Genomic DNA, 17,675 nt, shown 5'->3' with positions numbered 1-17,675 from the left:
TTTATGGGCTTTCTTGGCGGTAGAGTTAAATGAGCCCGTCATGACGGGCTTCTACATGATGTTCTACCTACACCTAGACGCTCCTTTCAGCCCTACATTACCTCATCTCATCTATTCAGCCTGGTCTAGGTGGTCAATAGCGCACAGAAACCCGGCAACGGCGCGGTAGCAGGTTTGCGGTAAAGAATAGAACTTGCCTGCGGTTTACTTTCCCCTGGCTTCTGAATACTGCTTTCGGGAAATTAAGCGTCTCCTATCGCACCACCTTCTTTTCCCACCCCCATGGAGTACTCTTCTACTTCTAGGCCACTCTCCCTGCGGAGCCTGAGCCGATACGCCCTGCTGGTTGGCGCTTGCCTGTTAAGTGGCCTAGCCAACGCCGAGGAAATTCAGTCGCCCAACAAGCAGCTGACCTTAGACTTCACCCTGCAGGCCGACGGCGTACCTACTTACAGCCTCACGTACAAGGGCCGGTCGGTTATCAAAACCAGCAAGTTGGGCCTGGAGCTGAAAAACGCCCCGGCTCTCACCAGCGGCTTCACTGTTGCCGACTCCAAGCGCACCACGTTTGATGAAACCTGGCAGCCAGTATGGGGCGAAACCAAGAACATCCGCAACAACTACAACGAGCTGGCCGTCACGCTCAACCAGCCCGCTACCAGCCGCACCGTTATCGTGCACTTCCGGGTGTTTGATGATGGCCTAGGCTTCCGCTACGAGTTCCCACGTCAGCCCAAGCTCGACTACTTCACCATCAAGGAAGAGAAGTCGCAGTTTGCCCTGGCCGGCGACCATAAGGCGTTTTGGCTGCCCGGCGACTACGACACCCAGGAGTACAGCACCGTCACGAGCAACCTCTCGCAGGTGCGCGGCCTGATGAAGGAAGCCACTACGCCCAACGCCTCCCAAACCCCCTTCTCGGCTACCGGCGTGCAAACGCCGCTCATGCTCAAGAGCAAGGATGGCCTCTATATCAACATCCACGAAGCTGCCCTCATCGACTACTCCGCCATGCACCTGGAGCTTGACGACAAGAGCTTCGTGCTGGAAAGCCACCTCACGCCCGATGCCGTGGGCGACAAAGGCCTGATTCAGACGCCGGCCGTTTCGCCCTGGCGCACGGTGATTGTGAGCGATAAGGCGGGTGACATTCTGGAGTCGAAGTTGGTGCTGAACCTCAACGAGCCCACCAAATTCAAGGACGTATCCTGGATTAAGCCCGTGAAGTACGTGGGTGTGTGGTGGGAGATGATTACGGGCAAGAGCACGTGGTCGTACACCAACCAAGAGAACATCAAGCTCGACGAAATCGACTACTCCAAGGTGAAGCCCAACGGTACCCACGGCGCCAACACGGCCCACGTGAAAGAGTACATCGACTTTGCGGCCAAGCACGGCTTCGACGGCGTGCTGGTAGAAGGCTGGAATACCGGCTGGGAAGACTGGTTCGGCAAGCACAAAGACTACGTGTTTGACTTCGTAACCCCCTACCCCGACTTTGATGTGGCAGAGCTGAACCGCTACGCCCAAGGCAAGAACGTGCGCCTCATCATGCACCACGAAACCAGCGGCTCAGTGCGCAACTATGAGCGCCACTTGGATTCGGCCTTCCAGTTCATGAATAAGTACGGCTACACCGCCGTGAAAACCGGCTATGTCGGTGACATTGTGCCCCTAGGCCACCACCACTACGACCAGTGGGTGAACAACCACTACCAGTACGTGCTGGAGAAAGCCGCTGAGCACAAGATTATGGTGAACGGCCACGAAGCCGTGCGCCCGACTGGCCTAGCACGCACCTTCCCCAACCTGATCGGCAACGAGGCTGCCCGCGGCACCGAGTATGAGGCCTTTGGCGGCAACAACGCCGACCATACCACCATCCTGCCCTTCACCCGCCTTATTGGCGGGCCCATGGACTATACGCCCGGTATCTTCCAGACCAAGGTTAGCGCCTACAATCCCAGCAACAACTCCTTCGTGCACACCACGCTGGCTCGGCAGCTGGCCCTGTACGTGACCATGTACAGCCCCCTGCAAATGGCCGCCGACCTGCCCGAAACCTACAACAAGCACCTCGACGCCTTCCAGTTCATCAAGGATGTAGCCGTGGATTGGGACAACTCGAAAGTGCTTGAAGCTGAGCCCGGCGACTACATCACCATTGCCCGCAAGGCCAAGGGCAAGAGCAGCTGGTTCGTGGGCAGCACCTGCGACGAACAGGGCCGCACCTCCAAAATCAACTTCAGCTTCCTCGACCCCGGCAAGAAGTACACCGCTACCATCTACGCCGACGGCAAGAATGCCCACTACGAGAAGAACCCCCAGGCCTACGCCATCCGCAAGATGATGGTGACCAACAAAACCAAACTCTCGCAGCTCTGCGCCCCCGGCGGCGGCTACGCCATCAGCATCATGGAAGCCGGCAAGTAAGTTTTAGTGGCCTAGGCCTATTGAAAAAGCGGCCCGCTCTACTAGAGCGGGCCGCTTTTGATTTTACTCATTCACTACTCTTGAGGTAGTCGGCGTACTCGCTGCCAATCATACTCTCAGCCACATATTTGTCCGCAAGTGCGCCGTACTCAGTATTTGCGAAAGTTAGCGCCTCCTCTATAGTGTCAAATTCAGTAGTAATACTATCAACCTCTTCTCCATTTTCATCCAGTGCTGTAGTAAACTCAACTATATCTGTGAAGTCTTCCTCTCCTTCGTCAAATACCTCATGGTATGCGACACAATAAGCTTTTTCTTCTCCAGAATCAATTGAAACCCATCGTAATATCACCTCATCCCCTTCTTTAGGAAGGAGAAATTGGGCAATAGGTTTTCCTAAGCTTAGTCGTGTTTTGGCTTGTGTGCTTACTAGGTATCTTCCCATATAGCTTATGATTCACTGACTTTAGCTAGCTATCGGTTTTCTGCTAGTCTGCATCCACTTCCTGGATAATGGCATGGAAGGCTCACCGGGGGCCATCTAGTTGGCGCTGCATATTCTGCTCAAAATCCCACAGTTCCTGCACGGGCACCGTACCACGTTTATTCTTGCCTACATTCTTCCCCTCTTTGGTAAACAGGTACGGATAACAAGCTACGCTTTGCGTGCCCTTCAGGGCGCTAACTTCCTGTTCCCATCCTTTCCAGCGAAAGTTGCGGTAATACCCCTTTAAGTCTCCTGAAAAGCAAAAAACCAGAAATTCAGAGTAGGTTCTGCCAGTGGCTTCCCAGCGCAGATTATCGGGGGCAAAGTAGAAAACCTTGCCTATGGTTTCTTGACCGAATGCGCCACCATTGATGGCGTAGAACCCTCCTAGTATGTCGTCGGCAACCAGTAGCATACCTGCGGGCTTGCCTTGGTTCCAGCCCATCAGGGTCCGGTTCATCTGAAAGCTACCAGAGCCCAGTACTCGGAGCCACCCGTTATCAATCAGAATGCCTCCCGTCTCGTAAATAATAGCTCCTATAGGCGACCGGGTGGTGACTTGCGCGGCTAGCAAGGCACTATCGGCCCGCGCGGGCGTTTTCGGTAGCACTTGCACCTTGTTCTTGGCCTCACGAATCCACTGATTTACGACCTCCCAAGCCGGCTCCTGCCTATTGATGAGCTCTGCTAATGGCCGGGTTGCCGTACCCTGCGCGTGTAGAGTGGAGGTGGTCATAAGCAGGATAAGGATGCCGAGGCAATACCTAAATAAACAGACAGAATACACGTTGCGTAACACAAGGATGCTTATTAGCTAGAGCAGGAAAGGTAGCTAAACTCGCCTCCGCTTACATAAATAATATCAGGCCTTACTGGCCTACACCAAATCCACCAGCAGCGCCAAGGCTAGGCCTGCTACGGTGGCTACTACTTTGCGCAGGTTGAGGCTGTGGTCAGGGCTGGTTTCGAAGAGGATAGTGGTGGAGACGTGCAGGAAGTTGCCAGCTACCAAGCCTAGCAGACAGGCATAAAGGCCATTGCGCAGCAAGTCTTCCAGTACCACATAGTTGCTCATAATAATGCCTGCTGGGCCCGCCAGCGCAAACAGCACCAGATACGGCAGCGCCCGGTTGAAGCTGCCCAGCCGCAGCAACAGCGCCGCCATCAGGGCAAACGCCGCCGGCACGTGGTGCAAAGCTACGCCTGCCAGAATAGCGTAGAAATTATTGCTCACGTCGCCAGCCTCGGGGGTTTTAACCAGAATACTGCCTTCCAGAAACGAGTGCAGCACCAGTGAGAACAGCAGCAGGAAGGGCACCCTACCGGCGTGCTCGGTGTGATGGTGCACATGGCCGTGTTCTACGCCCTGCGAGAACACCTCCAGTACCAGTTGCCCGAAAAAGCCCGCCAGTACAAAATACCCAATGCGGTGGCCGGGCATCATCTCCAGCGCCTCGGGCAGCAAGTGGGTGATGGTGAGCGTAAACAAGTAAGCGCCGCTGAAGGCTAACAGCGGCTTCATCCAGGTGGTGCGAGCCGTGGGCATCAGGCGGGTAAGCCAACCGGCTCCCAGCACTGTGCAGAACAACGCAAAAACGGCAAACCACATAGGAAGTGATGAAGTGATGGGGAATGAAGTGATGGGGTTAACAGCGTACTGGCGTAAAAGTGAGAAAGCAGGAGAATGCTCATGGCATAACGGCTTGCTTTATCACCCTGTCACTGCATCACTTTTTAAGCACGAAAATCATGCGGGGGCTGGTAGCCTCATCGAACGGAGCTAGGTGGTAGTCGCCGAGTACCTCCACAAGCCGTAGGCCTGCCATACGGAAATACTCCTCGAAACGCTCCCGATTGAGAGCCCGCACCCACTCCTGAAAGTGCCGCTCCTGGCCCGTTTCATCCTGAAACCAAATGTCTTTCACGATAAAATCGTGGTGCAAGTGCCGCTGAATTCGGAAGGTGGTCCCGCCCGTTTCTTTGGTTTCCGTCGCCACCAAGTTGCGCACGGTACGCTCCGTGTTCAGGAAGTCAATAACCATTTTGCCGCCCGGCTTCAGAGCCGCCGCCGCATTGCGCAGGGCTACCACATTTTCAGCCTCTTCCTTGAAATAGCCAAAGCTGGTAAACAGGTTGAAGATGAAATCGAACTCGCCGGTCAGCGGTTGGCGCATGTCGTGCACAAAAAAGCGCAGATGTGAGTGCTCAGCTTCGCTGGCGTAGGCAATGCTTTCCGGCGAAAGATCAATGCCCGTCACATCATACCCTTGTTGGCTGAGATAGATAGCATGCCGGCCTTTGCCACAGGCTAAATCTAGTAATCGGGAGCCTGGCTTAGGTTGCAGCCGCTCTAGTAAGGCTGAAATAAACGCCTGTGCCTCGGCATAATTTCGATCCTGGTACAAGAGGTGATAGTAGGGCGAGTCGAACCAGGTGCTAAACCATTCGGTGTGGGTGGTGGGCATAGAGAGCAAGAAAGCACACAATGAAAAAGGGCGTCTGCACGCCCTTCTCCTGAAGTCCCGAAAACAACCGGGCGCCATATTCGCAACAATGTTGCAAACATAGGCGCCCGGCTGGTAAAATCAAAGCGAATCGGTGGGGGCAGCGGTAGCTTTTGCAGTAGGGTTAGGCTCTAGGTCCATCCCACACACTGGGCATTTACCAGGCTTGTCGCTGGCACTGCCCTCGCAGCCCATAGGGCAGACATACGCGGCAGTCTTCACGGGAGTAGCAGCGGCGGGGGCAACGGCTGTCTGTTCAGCAGGCTTCTGCTGGCAGCTGGCGAAAGAGGCCGCCATGGCCACTAGGCCACTTGCCACCCACGATTTCCAAGAAGTATTCCGCATCGTTTACTGCTGGCTGCCAGCCTTCTGCTGAGTTGCCTTGGGCTGCTCAGCGGGCGTGGGGTTGCTCTTCTTCACGCTGTTAGGAGCGGCCGTGTTCTTGGTGGCAGGAGCGGCATCGTCGTTAGCCGTGCGGCTCTGGTCGCCGTTGGGGCGCTCATCACCCTGCAAATCTGCGTGCGAGCTGATGGGAGCCTCAATAGCACCACCCTTCGACTGGTCGGCGGCAGCCGCAGTGTGCTGGTCGAAGTTGTCGGAAGAGCGCGAGCCGGGAGCTACCATGTCGAGGGACACTTTATTTTCAGGGCGCCAGTCGGAAGGCTCCGAGCTGCAGGCGTTCAGGGCGAGGGTAGCCAGAGCTAAGGCAGAAAGCGCGAATTGCTTGGTCATGAGAAGGAGAATGATCTAATACAAACGAGTTAAGGACGAAAGAAGGTGCCGCGAGGTTCGGCTAGGCCACCTGCCCGGGCAGGGCCGGTAGCAGGCTCTTGCGGCGCAACATAGCCTCGAACAGCTTCTGGTCGTTGGCGCCTTTGAAAATTTTATCGGGTACCTGCAGGAAAATAGGCGTGTCGAAGGTTTTAGCCGCCCAACGCTTCCAGCCGGTAATTTCAGCGGGCAGCTCCTCGGGGCCTTTCAGCGTGAGCAGGTAGCCATCGGCCTCGCGCTGCACGCCGCCAATCATGTCCCAAGTCAGGCGCATGCCTTCGCGCTCATTGCGGCGCAGCACAATCTGCTTGTTATCAAACTCATAGTTGAGCTTCTCGAATAGGGGCTTGCTTTGCTCCATCTGGGTGGCACCCGTAATCTGGGCCGAGCGCAGCAGCACGTACAGCAGCGTTAGGATGAGGGCCGAAGCCAGCCACCACCACGAGTGCCAAATGAGGGCGGGCGCTAGGCCAATGGCAAACGGAATAAGGGCGTACCACCACTCTTTCCGCCATACCCGGCCCATAGCTAAGCGGGTATAGGTGTCGGTGTCGAGCTGGTGCTTTTTGGTGACGATGGCCAGCGGTGAAGCCCCCGACTGGGATTGTTGCTGCCGAAAGCCGCCACGTTGATTGGGAAGTTGCATTGGGTATGTGGTAATTGCTGATTGCTGGTGGTTACTTGTTGGCTACTGTGAACGATTACGATCTAACAATCAACAACTAACCCGTAACAGCCACCTTTTTAAAAAGCTTTCAAACTCAGGTCGAGGCTTTTAACTGAGTACGTTAAAGCGCCCACCGAGATATAGTCGACGCCCGTGGCCGCTACTTCGGCCAGGGTTTCATCCGTAATGCCCCCGCTGGCTTCTAGGGGGTAGCGGCTAGCTACCAATGCCACGGCTTCGCGCAGCTGGGTGGGGTTCATGTTGTCGAGCATGATGCGGTTCACGCCCCCTATTTCCAGCACCTGCTGTACTTCCGACAGGTTGCGCGTTTCCACTTCAATCTCCAGCGTACGGCCGGTTTGGGCTAAGTACTGGTGCGTAGCCTCAATGGCCTGGCGGATGCCGCCGGCATAATCGACGTGGTTATCCTTCAGCATAATCATATCGAAGAGGCCGTAGCGGTGGTTTACGCCGCCGCCAATAACTACCGCCCACTTCTCGCACAGTCGGAAATTGGGCGTGGTTTTGCGGGTATCCAGCAGGCGGGCCTTGGTGCCGGCCAACAGGCTGGTCAGATAAGCCGTGCGGGTAGCAATGCCGCTCATGCGCTGCATGCAATTGAGTACCAGGCGCTCAGCGGTCAGAATACTGCGCGACCGGCCTTCTACCGTGAAGGCAACGTCGCCGTGCTGCACGCGCGCGCCGTCGGTGAGAATGTTCTGCACGCGCAGCTCCGGATCTACTTCCCGGAAGATGTGGTGGGCCAGCTCCACGCCCGCCAGTACGCCGGCGTCTTTCACCAGCAGCTGCGCCCGGTTGTGGGCGTCGGCCGGAATGGAGGCCAGCGCAGAATGGTCGCCATCACCAATATCTTCGGCCAGGGCCGTTCGGATGAACGAGGAAAGAGACTCGGGAGTAATGTAAGGGGGGATTTGCACGGTGCAAAAATAGCAAAAAACGGCCCGATTAGCGCCGTTCAGCTTGCTATCTGGCCTGGGTGGCCTGGGTTAATCGTAATCCATAAAAAAAGCGCGCCGCAGAAGGTTCTGCGACGCGCTTCAGGGAGAGTCTAAAAGCTGTTTACTCTTTCGAAAAATCGATAGTCCCGATTTTCAGAGTTCCTCCTACCGATTTCATCTTCACGAACATACGGTAGGTGCTGGTTTTGCCAGCGTACTTGCCCACGGCATAGGGCGTTCCTTCGTTGCTGCCGCCGTAGTGGATAAAGTCAAAAGAAGCGGGTGAGTTCTTCGCAAAGAAATCCTTCATCACAAACTCGGCCTGCGTAGCGCTGTAGCTTTGCTTGTCGCCATCGAAGCTCAATTCCACCGTAGGAGCGAAAAAATCGGCCAGCTCCCGCGAGGAGCTTCCTCGGATGGCATTGCGAATGGGCGCGAAGGCTTCACCTTGGGCGTTGGCACCTACCGCAATAAGCAGGCTCCAAACGAGGGCAAAAGCCAAAAAGAGGTTGCGTTTCATGTTAGCGTAAAGATTTCATCATCTCACTGGCGAAAACTATGCCAAGCTTGCATCGTAAATAAAAACTCTCCTAGGCCACCCCACCGCGGCTAAGTTAGGAAAATGTGCGTGTTTCGGTGGCCTACGTGTATCTTTGCCCTTATGAACAAACAGGTATTGTTGGTGATTCTGGACGGCTGGGGTCTGGCGCAGAACAAAGAAGTATCGGCCATTGACCAAGCGCGTACGCCCTTTGTCGACTCGTTGTTTCAGCGCTTCCCGCACAGCAAGCTGCAAGCGTCCGGCGAAGCCGTAGGTCTGCCCGATGGGCAAATGGGTAATTCTGAGGTTGGCCACATGAATATTGGGGCTGGCCGCGTAGTATACCAAGACCTGGTTCGCATCAATAAAGCTATTCGGGAGCGGAAGCTGGGCTCTATGCCCGCCTTGGTGCAAGCCTTCGAGTATGCCCGCACTAATGGTAAGCCCGTGCACCTGATAGGACTGCTCTCCGATGGCGGTGTGCACTCGCACATTGAGCATCTGAAGGCACTGTGCACCCTGGCCCACGACCAGGACGTGCATAAAGTGTTCATCCACGCCTTCACCGATGGCCGCGACACCGACCCTAAGGGCGGCGTGAGCTACGTGAACGACCTGGAGCAGCACCTGCAGCATGGCGCCAGCGGCAAAATTGCCTCCATTGTAGGCCGCTACTACGCCATGGACCGCGACAACCGCTGGGAGCGGGTGAAGGTGGCCTACGACCTGCTGGTAAACGGCAAGGGCACCCAGTCGCAGAACCTGATTCAGTCCATGCTCGACTCGTATAAGGAGGGAGTGACAGATGAATTCCTAAAGCCGATTGTGAAAGTAGGGGCCGACGGACTGCCGCTGGCTACGATTCAGGATGGCGACGTGGTGCTATGCTTTAACTTCCGCACCGACCGGGGCCGCGAAATTACGCAGGCCCTGACGCAGCAGGACTTCCACGCCTTCAACATGCACCGGCTGAACCTGCACTACCTCACCATGACCAACTACGACGCTACGTTTTTGGGCGTCACTCCCATCTTTGAGAAAGACAACCTCGAAGATACCTTGGGTGCGGTGCTGGAAGCCAACCACAAGAAGCAAATCCGGATTGCCGAAACTGAGAAGTACCCGCACGTAACCTTCTTCTTTTCGGGGGGCCGCGAGAAGGAGTATGAGGGGGAAAGCCGCATTCTGCGTAACTCGCCGAAGGTAGCCACCTACGACTTGCAGCCCGAGATGAGTGCCTACGAGTTGCGCGACGCTCTGGTGCCCGAGCTGCAGGCTAAGTCGGCTGACTTCGTGGTGCTGAACTTTGCGAATACGGATATGGTAGGCCACACCGGCGTATTTGAAGCCGCCGTGAAAGCCGCCGAAGCGGTAGACGCCTGCGCTAAAGACGTGGTGGAAGCTGCACTAGCCAGCAACTACTCCTGCATCATCATTGCCGACCACGGTAACGCCGACATGATGATCAACCCCGATGGCACGCCCAACACGGCCCACACTACCAATCTGGTGCCCTGTATCTTGGCCGATAATGACTACCGTGGCACGCTGGTAGATGGCAAGCTCGGCGACATTGCTCCCACGGTGTTGCAGCTTATGGGCCTACCCCAGCCGGAAGTAATGACGGGCCAGAGCCTGCTCCGCCCTGAAACCGCCCCTAATGCGTAACGCGAGTTGCGCATCGGCGGTAGTGCTGCTCCTGTTCACGGCCGCGTGCGGTGGACAGGAGCAGCCCGTTACGGCCAGCTCCAACCGGCCGGTCCACGCGCCGCGCTATTTTGACGTGAACGGCTTTATAGGCCAGCAGGCTGCCCGGCTCAACCAGCAGCGGCCCGCCGTGGAAAAGCAGGTGCAGCTCCGCACGGGTGGCCTAGAAACTACGCGCGTACCACAGGTAGACTGGACAAAAGAACTGCAGATTTTTCAGCAGGCCGATATCAACAAGCCGGCCTTGCGGGGCACGTACGCCATCGACTCCCTCACCACTCCGGAGGGCCTGACCAAGCGCACCTACCTCCGCCTGCCAGGTCAGGAGTTTCCGGTGGAACAGCTTACTGTAATTACGCAGGGCCCGGCGGTGCAAGCACTTACGGCAACTCTAGCGCAGGATAATCCGCTGGTCTACTCGCAGAAAAAGCTGGAGCTACAGTGCCGGAACGGCCAAGTGGTCAGCTACCGGGTAGATGGCACCCAGAAGCTGGTCTTGTTTGATACGGTTCGGTATTCGGCGGCTGGCAAGGTATTGTAACCGTTGCGGGCAATTAGCCTGATAGAAAAGGGAGCCGGAAAGCAGCATAGTACTTGCTTTCCGGCTCCCCTTCTTATGTTGAGCTAGGCCTTGTTTAATCAACGTAAGGCTCTACATGCACGGCGCTTAACCGGCCGCTATTGTAAGTCACAGAAACGTAGTTGGCGCGCTCCGTGTCGCCAATACGGACACGCTCAGTGGTACCAGCGGCGGGGCGGTGTGCAGCAGTCATACGGGCACGAAGTCGCTGCCCATAGGCCGTTTCAAAGTTAGTGATGGAGGCGTCGCGCAGTAGGTCCTTTTCGGGCGCGCGGTAAAACTCAAATAAGTTACCGCGGTGACGAAGCAGCAGAATGGTATCAACCTGGCCGGCTTCGTGCAGGTTGTGGAAAGGCTTACGCGTAACTACGGTGCCACCCGCGTGTAGAAGTTCGGTTACCGTTGGCTCCGAGCCGAAGGGCTGACCGGCCAATGAGTCGTTGGTCAGGCGCACTACCTTGGCGGTCGAGTTGGGGGCCGCCAGTGGCTTAGCTTGGGCCGGGGTAGACCTGGGCCGTTGGGTTGTTTGCTTCCGCTCGTCGGCACCGGTGTCGCCGGAGGCGGTAGTAGCACCCAGGAGCAGCGCTGCATATACCGATGCAGCAGTAAGGGCCTTGGCAGAAGAGGAGAGTAACAACACGGTAAGCATAAGCACAGGCGAACAGTACCTTTTCGCTGTATACGCAAAAGTGCAGCCAACGGCTTGCATATCATGCGGTAAATCGGCGGGCAGGCGCGCTGGCTATGCCGATTGAGCCTACTGCCCCATCAGGGTGGCTACCACCCAGCGACGCCCTCCTTGGTTACGGTGCTCCCCCAGGTAAATGCCCTGCCAGGTGCCCAGCGCCAGCTCGCCGTTGCTGATAGGAATGCTCACGGCGTGGCCTAGCAAGCTGGCTTTGATATGCGCGGGCATGTCATCGGGACCTTCTAGGGTGTGGCGGAAGTAGGGCGCGTTTTCGGGCACCGTACGGTTGAAGAACTGCTCAAAATCGTGGCGGACGGTGGGGTCAGCGTTTTCGTTGATGCTGAGGCTGGCTGAGGTGTGCTGAATAAAGAAGTGGGCTGTGCCCGTGCGAAGCTGCTCCAACTCTGGTAATTCCGCTACCAGCAAATCAGTAATCAAATGAAACCCCCGGCTGACGGCGGGCAGGCGCAAACGCTTCTGAATAAATTGCATGAGCAGGTTATTAGTTACTGATTGGTAGTTGCTGATTACTAGTAGCTGGCTTGTACTTACAACCCGCAATCAACAAGTAGCCACCGCCCCTCTTACGGATTTTTCCGCTCGTAGGCGCCAATGTCGGGAGCGTTAGGGTCGCGGGAGCGGTTGAGTAAGTCGGTGGTCAGGCCAGGCAGCGGCATTCCCTTATTGCTGGCTGGCGAAAGGGTATCTAGCTCATAGCTAAACATTTTACCTCTCGGGCGAGGGGGGGTGCTCTTAAATAAATAGTTGGGCCCTTCCACGGGGTTTAGAATGTTGCCGTTTTTATTCTGGCTGAGCGGCCCCGCCGTGTAACTCTTCGTGCGCAGCACACTAGTTGAGATGCTTATATTGCTGGCGTACCGCTCCCCGTTGCTGAATACCAACTCGTCTTCGCCCGTACCATCTGCGGCAAACCGCGGCTGCGCCCACACAATAGAGTTGCGCATTGTAAAACGAGGGCTGGCGAGTGGCCTAGGCCGGCCATTTATCTCTATTCCGTCGGATAGCTGTACGGAAGGAGTCTGGCGAATGAGGGCGCTAGTAGAACCAGCAGGAGCCGACAGGTAATTGGCAATAGTGCAATAGTCGAGCTCATACACGCTGCCTTGCGCACCCCAAATAGCGTACTCCCAGCAATTTGTCAGCAAGGTGTTGCGCACAGTGAAGTCGCCGGATAGGCCTAGCAAACCAGCTCCTTGCAGCGGAAGGCCACCGCTGGCAAAATCAAGGCTATAGCTGGAGATATTCTTAATGATGCTGTTCTCTACCGTCACTTTAGGGCGGGGCTGACGGTTATCGGGGTTATAGATCAGCAAGCCAAACGAGGCGTTCTTAATTTCTGTGAATCGGATTTCGTTGTCGTGGCTGCTAGCGTCAAATTCAATGCCGCCCCACTGCCCAGGTAGTTCAGCATATTCTTTTTCGCGCCGGTCGCCCTGGAAGCGCACAATGTTTCGGTCATCGGCCTTTATTTCTCCGCTAGGCCTATAATTAGGGCTGATGCGCAGCCGGCCCTTCACTACCAGAAACGCCCCGGCGTGGCTATAGATGCGAGTTCCGGGTTCGATTGTGAGGGTACAGTTGGGGTTTACCAGAGCATAGTTGTAGATGACGTGAGGCTTATCGGCCTTCCAAACGGCATCGCACGCTAGAACTGCGCTGCTGTGGAAATAGGCGTTTTGGCCGTAGCTGATCACCTTCACCTGCTGGTCATTGCCGTTGGTGCGAAAGCGCAGGTTGTTATCAACCAGAAATGGTTTTTCGTCGCTAGGCGTGGGGTCAATGGTAGCCCGCACTAATATCAGCAGGCTGTCCTTGCCCCGAATCACTTTGTCGCGGGCCGTAGTCACGGCGTCGCCATCGATAAGCAGGGAATACGTTACGCCTGGCTGACTCTCGATACTGATTTCCTCCACCTTCACGGCCCGCGGGTTGCGGTTGCGTACCCACAGCCGCTTCGTGACCGAGCCCACCGAGGTAAACACGGTATCAAACATAACCGTGTCGGTGGAAAACGTAAGCGTGGCGTTGCTATCCGTGGTCAGCAAGTCTTCCTTCGGCTCGCAGCCCGGCAGTAGTACCGTAAGGCAAGACAACACGAGCAACAGCGGAAGTAGAAAACGCATAGCGAGGAAGATAGATATAAAAGCAACATGCTGAGCGGAGTCGAAGCATCTCTCCCGGTTTTCTAGGCCAGTAAGCGGCCAGCGGTAGAGATGCTTCGATCAGCTCAGCATGACAAACGAGGTTGGCAAGCTCTTAGTACAGAGGCCTAGGCCACTCCTTCTTTCAGACGCTCGGCGCTTTCGGCGAGGCGCAACTGCTCCACGAAGTCGTCGATGTTGCCGTCCATTACGCTGGTCAGGTTGTACACCGTGTAGCCAATGCGGTGGTCGGTTACGCGGCCCTGGGGGTAGTTGTAGGTCCGGATTTTGTCGGAACGGTCGCCGCCCCCGATCATGCTCTTGCGGGCTGCGCCTTCGGCTTCATTTTTCTTGGCCAGCTCAATCTCATAGAGGCGCGAGCGAAGTACCTGCAGGGCCTTATCGAAGTTTTTGAGCTGCGACTTCTGGTCTTGGCACTGCGCCACAATACCCGTGGGAATGTGGGTCAGGCGCACGGCCGAGTAGGTGGTGTTAACCGACTGACCACCGGGGCCCGAGGACATGAACAGGTCCTTGCGCACGTCGTTCATATCAATTTCCACGTCCAGTTCCTCCGCTTCGGGCATTACCACGATGGAGGCTACCGAGGTGTGAATGCGGCCCTGGGTTTCGGTGGCCGGTACGCGCTGCACGCGGTGCACCCCCGACTCGAACTTGAGCTTGCCGTACACGTCCTCGCCTTTCACAGCCAGGATAATTTCTTTGTAGCCGCCCGAGGTGCCTTCGGTAGCGTCCACGAGTTCCATTTTCCAGCCCTGGCGTTCCGCAAAACGCATGTACATGCGCTGCAGGTCGCCGGCGAAAATAGCAGCCTCGTCGCCGCCCGCCCCGGCCCGGATTTCCATGATAATGTCCTTGGAATCGTTGGGGTCTTTGGGAATCAGCAGATCCTTGATAACGGCCTCCAGGCGCTCCTGCTCAGGGTAGAGCGTTTCCAGCTCGTCCTTGGCCATTTGGCGGAAGTCCTCGTCTTTCTCGTTGGCAATAACTTCCTTGGCGCCGTCGATGTTGGCCAGCACATTTTGGTAGGCCTTATACTCTACCACGATCTTATTCAGATCCTTATACTCTTTATTGAGCGTCTTGAAGCGCTTCATGTCGCTCATGACGTCGGGGTGCGTGAGCTGTTCGCTCACGTCGTTGAAGCGCTGTTGGATGGCCTCTAGTTTATCTAGCATCGTGCCTGCAGAAATGATATTGGGAGTGCAAAGGTACGCAAACGAATCCGTCCCGGAATACGGGCGAACTAGCTGGCAGCGTAGGAGTTTGTCATTCCGCGCGGAATTCTCCTTACCGCTTGTTCTCCCGTAGAAATTGTAGAATTAACTATTTGATAAACATTGCTCTTTCAGAATAATTCCTAGCTTACCGCCACAAACCCGCACGTATGGCCTCGCTCCGAGCCCTTTTTGTTTCACCCCGCACGGTAATGACTAGCCTAGTCATTATTACAGGGACAACCGTGACAACAACCCGCTAAGCGGGCTGCGGATTTCTCTTACACTTCAGATTCCTCGCCGCCCGCTTCGCCGGAAAGCCCCACCAGGGAGCTACCGGACCGATGCGGGCTTTTTCATGTCAACACGTTATGCAGGTTCTCAAATTCGGAGGTTCATCGGTGGCTACGGCCAAAAATATGCAGCGAGTCTTAGCCCTGGCAGAAGCCGCTGCTAGGCGCACGACTACCGTGGTGGTGGTATCGGCGCTGGGGGGTGTAACTGATGCACTGATTGAGGCCGGCCGCCGGGCCGCCGCGGCCGATGGGCAGTACCGCGAGCAACTGCGCCACTTGGAGGAGCGTCACCTGGAAGTGGTGCGTGGGTTGCTGCCCATCACGGGGCAAAGTGCCGTGCTCAGCTTTGTGAAGACCCACTGCAACGAATTAGAGAGCCTCTGCGACGGAATATTTGCGCTGGGAGAACTCTCCGACCGCACCCTCGACCGGCTGGTAAGCTATGGGGAGCTGCTGTCATCGAGGGTGGTGGCGGCAGGCTTGGCGGCGCGCGGAGTGGCCTACGAATGGCTGGACAGCCGAAAACTCATCCGTACCGATGCCAAGTACGGCCACGCGGCGGTAGACTTTGGCATCACGAACCAGCAGATACAGGAGGCTGTGGCGGCGGCTGGAGTGCCGTTGCTGGTGGCCCCGGGGTTTGTGGCTTCGGAAGCAGGTGGCAGCACCACCACGCTGGGCCGCGGCGGCTCCGACTACACGGCCGCCATTTTTGCCGGGGCGCTGGGGGCCGAGCAGCTGGAAATCTGGACGGATGTGAGCGGCATGATGACGGCCGACCCACGGCTGGTGCGCCACGCTAGGCCTATCCCACGCATCTCCTACCAGGAGGCCATGGAACTCTCGCACTTCGGGGCTAAGGTGTTGTACCCGCCTACCATTCAGCCGGTTCGCCAGCAGGGCATTCCGCTCTGGATTAAGAACACCTTTGCCCCCGACGATGCCGGCACGCTGGTGGAAGTGGACCCGCCGGCCAACAAGGCCATTGTGCGGGGGCTGTCGAGCATAGGGCCGGTGGCCTTGCTGCGGCTGGAGGGCAGCGGTATGGTGGGCATTCCAGGCTTCTCGCGGCGGCTGTTTGCGGCACTGGCCCGGGAGCAAGTCAATGTGATTCTCATCACCCAAAGCTCCTCGGAGCACTCTATCTCGGTGGCCGTGAGCGAGGCTGAAGCCAGTCGGGCCAAGCAAGCCGCCGACGCTGAATTTGAAGCAGAAATCAGCAACGGTCGCCTCGACCCCTTGGCGCTGGAAGGTGGCCTAGCCATTGTAGCGCTGGTGGGCGACCAGATGAAAGACCATCCTGGCATCAGTGGACGCATGTTTTCGGCACTGGGCACGAACGGTATTAATATCCGGGCCATTGCCCAGGGCTCCTCGGAGAAGAATATCTCCACCGTGATCCGGCAGCAGGATGTGCGCAAGGCCAGCAACGTGCTCCACGAAACCTTCTTCGAGGCCACTACGCGCCAAGTAAACTTGGTAGTAGCGGGCGTGGGCAACGTGGGCGGTAAGCTGCTAGAGCAACTAGCTCGGCAGCAAACCTGGCTGCGTGAAAAGCTCCGCCTCAACCTGCGGGTGGTAGGCCTAGCCAACAGTTCCCGCTTCGTGCTGAACGAGGAAGGCCTGGAGTTAGAGAACTGGCAGCAGGCCCTAGCGGCAGGTCAGCCCCTGGATTTAGATACGCTCACGGAGCAGTTACTAGCCCTAAACCTACGCAACACGGTATTCGCGGACGTAACGGCCAGCGCCGATGTAGCCACTTGCTACGCCCCGCTGCTGGCGCGCTCGGTGGCGGTGGTGGCCTGCAACAAAGTGGCTGCTTCCTCGGAGTACGTGGCCTACGCCCGCCTCAAGGCCCTGGCCAGTGACTTCAACACGCAATTCCTGTTTGAAACCAACGTGGGCGCGGGCCTGCCAGTCATCGGGACGCTGAACGACTTGCTGCGCAGCGGCGACGAGGTGCACCGTATTGAAGCCGTGCTATCGGGCACGCTCAACTTCGTGTTCAATAATTACGATGGCACCCGGCCATTCGCCGAAGTGGTGCGCCAAGCCCAAGCCGAAGGCTACACCGAGCCCGACCCACGCCTTGACCTAACCGGCGTTGACGTGGCGCGCAAGATCCTGATTTTGGCGCGCGAGTCGGGTCAGCAGTTGGAACTCAGCGACATTGAGAACGACTCCTTCCTGCCCGCCTCTTGCCTGGAAGGCGACGTAGCTGCGTTTTACGAACAACTGGCGGTGCACGAGCCGCACTTCCGGGCCCTGTATGACGCGGCAGCGGAGAAAGGCGAGAAGCTCCGCTTCGTGGCGCGCTACCGCGACGGACAGGCCCGCGTAGGCCTGCAGTCCATTGCCCCCGGCCACGACTTGTACGCCCTCCAAGGCAAGGACAACGCCGTACTGTTTTTCACCAACCGCTACACCGAGCAACCCCTCGTCATTAAGGGGGCAGGCGCCGGCGCCGACGTAACGGCCTCGGGGGTGTTTGCGGATATCTTGCGGGCGGTGCAGTAAGACATTGAGCCGTGCCGTTTAGCCCGTCATGCTAAGCGAAGCCGAAGCATCTCTCCCTCTGGCTGATTCCTATCGTGAGAACGAAGCGGTAAAGATGCTTCGACAAGCTCAGCATGACGGCCCTT

At 57.0% G+C, this 17,675-nt stretch carries 17 protein-coding genes; 4 read left to right on the top strand and 13 right to left on the bottom strand.

What is annotated here, in order from left to right:
• Nucleotides 1–282: 282 nt before the first annotated feature.
• On the top strand, nucleotides 283–2,433 hold the full coding sequence (locus EU556_RS00970; protein WP_135430112.1) for a glycoside hydrolase family 97 protein: 2,151 nt from the start codon (nucleotides 283–285) through the stop codon (nucleotides 2,431–2,433).
• Between the two features lie 67 nt (nucleotides 2,434–2,500).
• On the opposite strand, the gene EU556_RS00965 is transcribed toward EU556_RS00970, so the two are convergent.
• The 9 genes from EU556_RS00965 to EU556_RS00925 form a co-directional block, all read right to left on the bottom strand.
• Complete coding sequence (locus EU556_RS00965) at nucleotides 2,501–2,878, bottom strand: hypothetical protein (RefSeq protein ID WP_135430110.1); 378 nt, start codon at nucleotides 2,876–2,878, stop codon at nucleotides 2,501–2,503.
• An 82-nt stretch (nucleotides 2,879–2,960) separates the two neighbouring features.
• Nucleotides 2,961–3,656 carry a DUF2625 domain-containing protein gene (locus EU556_RS00960; protein WP_135430108.1) on the bottom strand — a complete coding sequence of 232 codons (696 nt, stop codon included), beginning with the start codon at nucleotides 3,654–3,656 and terminating at the stop codon, nucleotides 2,961–2,963.
• A 141-nt stretch (nucleotides 3,657–3,797) separates the two neighbouring features.
• Entirely contained in the window at nucleotides 3,798–4,529 is a 732-nt protein-coding gene (locus EU556_RS00955; RefSeq protein ID WP_135430106.1) for a ZIP family metal transporter, read from the bottom strand.
• Nucleotides 4,530–4,647: 118 nt separating this feature from the next.
• A complete protein-coding gene (locus EU556_RS00950; RefSeq protein ID WP_135430104.1) occupies nucleotides 4,648–5,385 on the bottom strand; it encodes a class I SAM-dependent methyltransferase in 738 nt (245 codons plus the stop codon).
• Nucleotides 5,386–5,505: 120 nt separating this feature from the next.
• The gene (locus tag EU556_RS00945; protein ID WP_135430102.1) at nucleotides 5,506–5,769 is read right to left on the bottom strand and encodes a heavy metal-binding domain-containing protein; all 264 of its coding nucleotides are present in this window, start codon (nucleotides 5,767–5,769) and stop codon (nucleotides 5,506–5,508) included.
• 3 nt (nucleotides 5,770–5,772) lie between these two features.
• Nucleotides 5,773–6,156 (bottom strand): hypothetical protein, encoded by a 384-nt coding sequence (locus EU556_RS00940; protein ID WP_135430100.1) that lies wholly within the window; start codon nucleotides 6,154–6,156, stop codon nucleotides 5,773–5,775.
• A 61-nt stretch (nucleotides 6,157–6,217) separates the two neighbouring features.
• Entirely contained in the window at nucleotides 6,218–6,841 is a 624-nt protein-coding gene (locus EU556_RS00935) for a hypothetical protein (RefSeq protein ID WP_135430098.1), read from the bottom strand.
• 98 nt (nucleotides 6,842–6,939) lie between these two features.
• The gene (gene nadC / locus EU556_RS00930) at nucleotides 6,940–7,800 is read right to left on the bottom strand and encodes a carboxylating nicotinate-nucleotide diphosphorylase (protein WP_135430096.1); all 861 of its coding nucleotides are present in this window, start codon (nucleotides 7,798–7,800) and stop codon (nucleotides 6,940–6,942) included.
• A gap of 142 nt (nucleotides 7,801–7,942) precedes the next feature.
• Nucleotides 7,943–8,341 (bottom strand): DUF4783 domain-containing protein, encoded by a 399-nt coding sequence (locus EU556_RS00925; RefSeq protein ID WP_135430094.1) that lies wholly within the window; start codon nucleotides 8,339–8,341, stop codon nucleotides 7,943–7,945.
• A gap of 141 nt (nucleotides 8,342–8,482) precedes the next feature.
• On the opposite strand from EU556_RS00925, the gene gpmI reads away from it, so the two are divergent.
• Nucleotides 8,483–10,030 carry a 2,3-bisphosphoglycerate-independent phosphoglycerate mutase gene (gene gpmI, locus EU556_RS00920; protein ID WP_135430092.1) on the top strand — a complete coding sequence of 516 codons (1,548 nt, stop codon included), beginning with the start codon at nucleotides 8,483–8,485 and terminating at the stop codon, nucleotides 10,028–10,030.
• Nucleotides 10,023–10,610, top strand: a complete 588-nt coding sequence (locus EU556_RS00915; RefSeq protein ID WP_135430090.1) for a hypothetical protein — start codon at nucleotides 10,023–10,025, stop codon at nucleotides 10,608–10,610. Before gpmI ends, EU556_RS00915 begins: the two co-directional genes overlap by 8 nt.
• A 94-nt stretch (nucleotides 10,611–10,704) precedes the next feature.
• Here the strand turns inward: EU556_RS00915 and EU556_RS00910 are convergent, their stop codons facing one another.
• From EU556_RS00910 to prfA, 4 genes are all read right to left on the bottom strand, one after another.
• The gene (locus EU556_RS00910) at nucleotides 10,705–11,298 is read right to left on the bottom strand and encodes a hypothetical protein (RefSeq protein ID WP_167855396.1); all 594 of its coding nucleotides are present in this window, start codon (nucleotides 11,296–11,298) and stop codon (nucleotides 10,705–10,707) included.
• 108 nt (nucleotides 11,299–11,406) lie between these two features.
• Nucleotides 11,407–11,829, bottom strand: a complete 423-nt coding sequence (locus tag EU556_RS00905) for a secondary thiamine-phosphate synthase enzyme YjbQ (RefSeq protein WP_135430086.1) — start codon at nucleotides 11,827–11,829, stop codon at nucleotides 11,407–11,409.
• A gap of 92 nt (nucleotides 11,830–11,921) precedes the next feature.
• Nucleotides 11,922–13,481, bottom strand: coding sequence for a hypothetical protein (locus EU556_RS00900; protein ID WP_135430084.1), 1,560 nt, complete (start codon nucleotides 13,479–13,481; stop codon nucleotides 11,922–11,924).
• Nucleotides 13,482–13,627: 146 nt separating this feature from the next.
• Nucleotides 13,628–14,698 carry a peptide chain release factor 1 gene (gene prfA / locus EU556_RS00895; RefSeq protein WP_135430082.1) on the bottom strand — a complete coding sequence of 357 codons (1,071 nt, stop codon included), beginning with the start codon at nucleotides 14,696–14,698 and terminating at the stop codon, nucleotides 13,628–13,630.
• A gap of 383 nt (nucleotides 14,699–15,081) precedes the next feature.
• On the opposite strand from prfA, the gene thrA reads away from it, so the two are divergent.
• The gene (thrA, locus tag EU556_RS00890) at nucleotides 15,082–17,550 is read left to right on the top strand and encodes a bifunctional aspartate kinase/homoserine dehydrogenase I (protein ID WP_317128694.1); all 2,469 of its coding nucleotides are present in this window, start codon (nucleotides 15,082–15,084) and stop codon (nucleotides 17,548–17,550) included.
• The last annotated feature ends 125 nt before the right edge of the window (nucleotides 17,551–17,675 follow it).

It is taken from the genome of Hymenobacter fodinae (assembly GCF_004745825.1).
Taxonomy (GTDB): Bacteria; Bacteroidota; Bacteroidia; order Cytophagales; family Hymenobacteraceae; genus Hymenobacter; species Hymenobacter fodinae.
Note: the sequence above shows the minus strand (reverse complement) of the source record. Positions and strands in the feature narration are given on the sequence as shown.

Coding starts and splice junctions, on each gene's coding strand:
- EU556_RS00905 (WP_135430086.1), bottom strand. CDS start 11,829: ATGCAATTTATTCAGAAGCGTTTGCGCCTGCCCGCCGTCAGCCGGGGG.
- thrA (WP_317128694.1), top strand. CDS start 15,082: ATGCGGGCTTTTTCATGTCAACACGTTATGCAGGTTCTCAAATTCGGA.
- EU556_RS00935 (WP_135430098.1), bottom strand. CDS start 6,841: ATGCAACTTCCCAATCAACGTGGCGGCTTTCGGCAGCAACAATCCCAG.
- gpmI (WP_135430092.1), top strand. CDS start 8,483: ATGAACAAACAGGTATTGTTGGTGATTCTGGACGGCTGGGGTCTGGCG.
- EU556_RS00925 (WP_135430094.1), bottom strand. CDS start 8,341: ATGAAACGCAACCTCTTTTTGGCTTTTGCCCTCGTTTGGAGCCTGCTT.
- EU556_RS00910 (WP_167855396.1), bottom strand. CDS start 11,298: ATGCTTACCGTGTTGTTACTCTCCTCTTCTGCCAAGGCCCTTACTGCT.
- EU556_RS00970 (WP_135430112.1), top strand. CDS start 283: ATGGAGTACTCTTCTACTTCTAGGCCACTCTCCCTGCGGAGCCTGAGC.
- EU556_RS00960 (WP_135430108.1), bottom strand. CDS start 3,656: ATGACCACCTCCACTCTACACGCGCAGGGTACGGCAACCCGGCCATTA.
- prfA (WP_135430082.1), bottom strand. CDS start 14,698: ATGCTAGATAAACTAGAGGCCATCCAACAGCGCTTCAACGACGTGAGC.
- EU556_RS00965 (WP_135430110.1), bottom strand. CDS start 2,878: ATGGGAAGATACCTAGTAAGCACACAAGCCAAAACACGACTAAGCTTA.
- EU556_RS00940 (WP_135430100.1), bottom strand. CDS start 6,156: ATGACCAAGCAATTCGCGCTTTCTGCCTTAGCTCTGGCTACCCTCGCC.
- EU556_RS00900 (WP_135430084.1), bottom strand. CDS start 13,481: ATGCGTTTTCTACTTCCGCTGTTGCTCGTGTTGTCTTGCCTTACGGTA.
- EU556_RS00955 (WP_135430106.1), bottom strand. CDS start 4,529: ATGTGGTTTGCCGTTTTTGCGTTGTTCTGCACAGTGCTGGGAGCCGGT.
- EU556_RS00945 (WP_135430102.1), bottom strand. CDS start 5,769: ATGCGGAATACTTCTTGGAAATCGTGGGTGGCAAGTGGCCTAGTGGCC.
- EU556_RS00950 (WP_135430104.1), bottom strand. CDS start 5,385: ATGCCCACCACCCACACCGAATGGTTTAGCACCTGGTTCGACTCGCCC.
- EU556_RS00915 (WP_135430090.1), top strand. CDS start 10,023: ATGCGTAACGCGAGTTGCGCATCGGCGGTAGTGCTGCTCCTGTTCACG.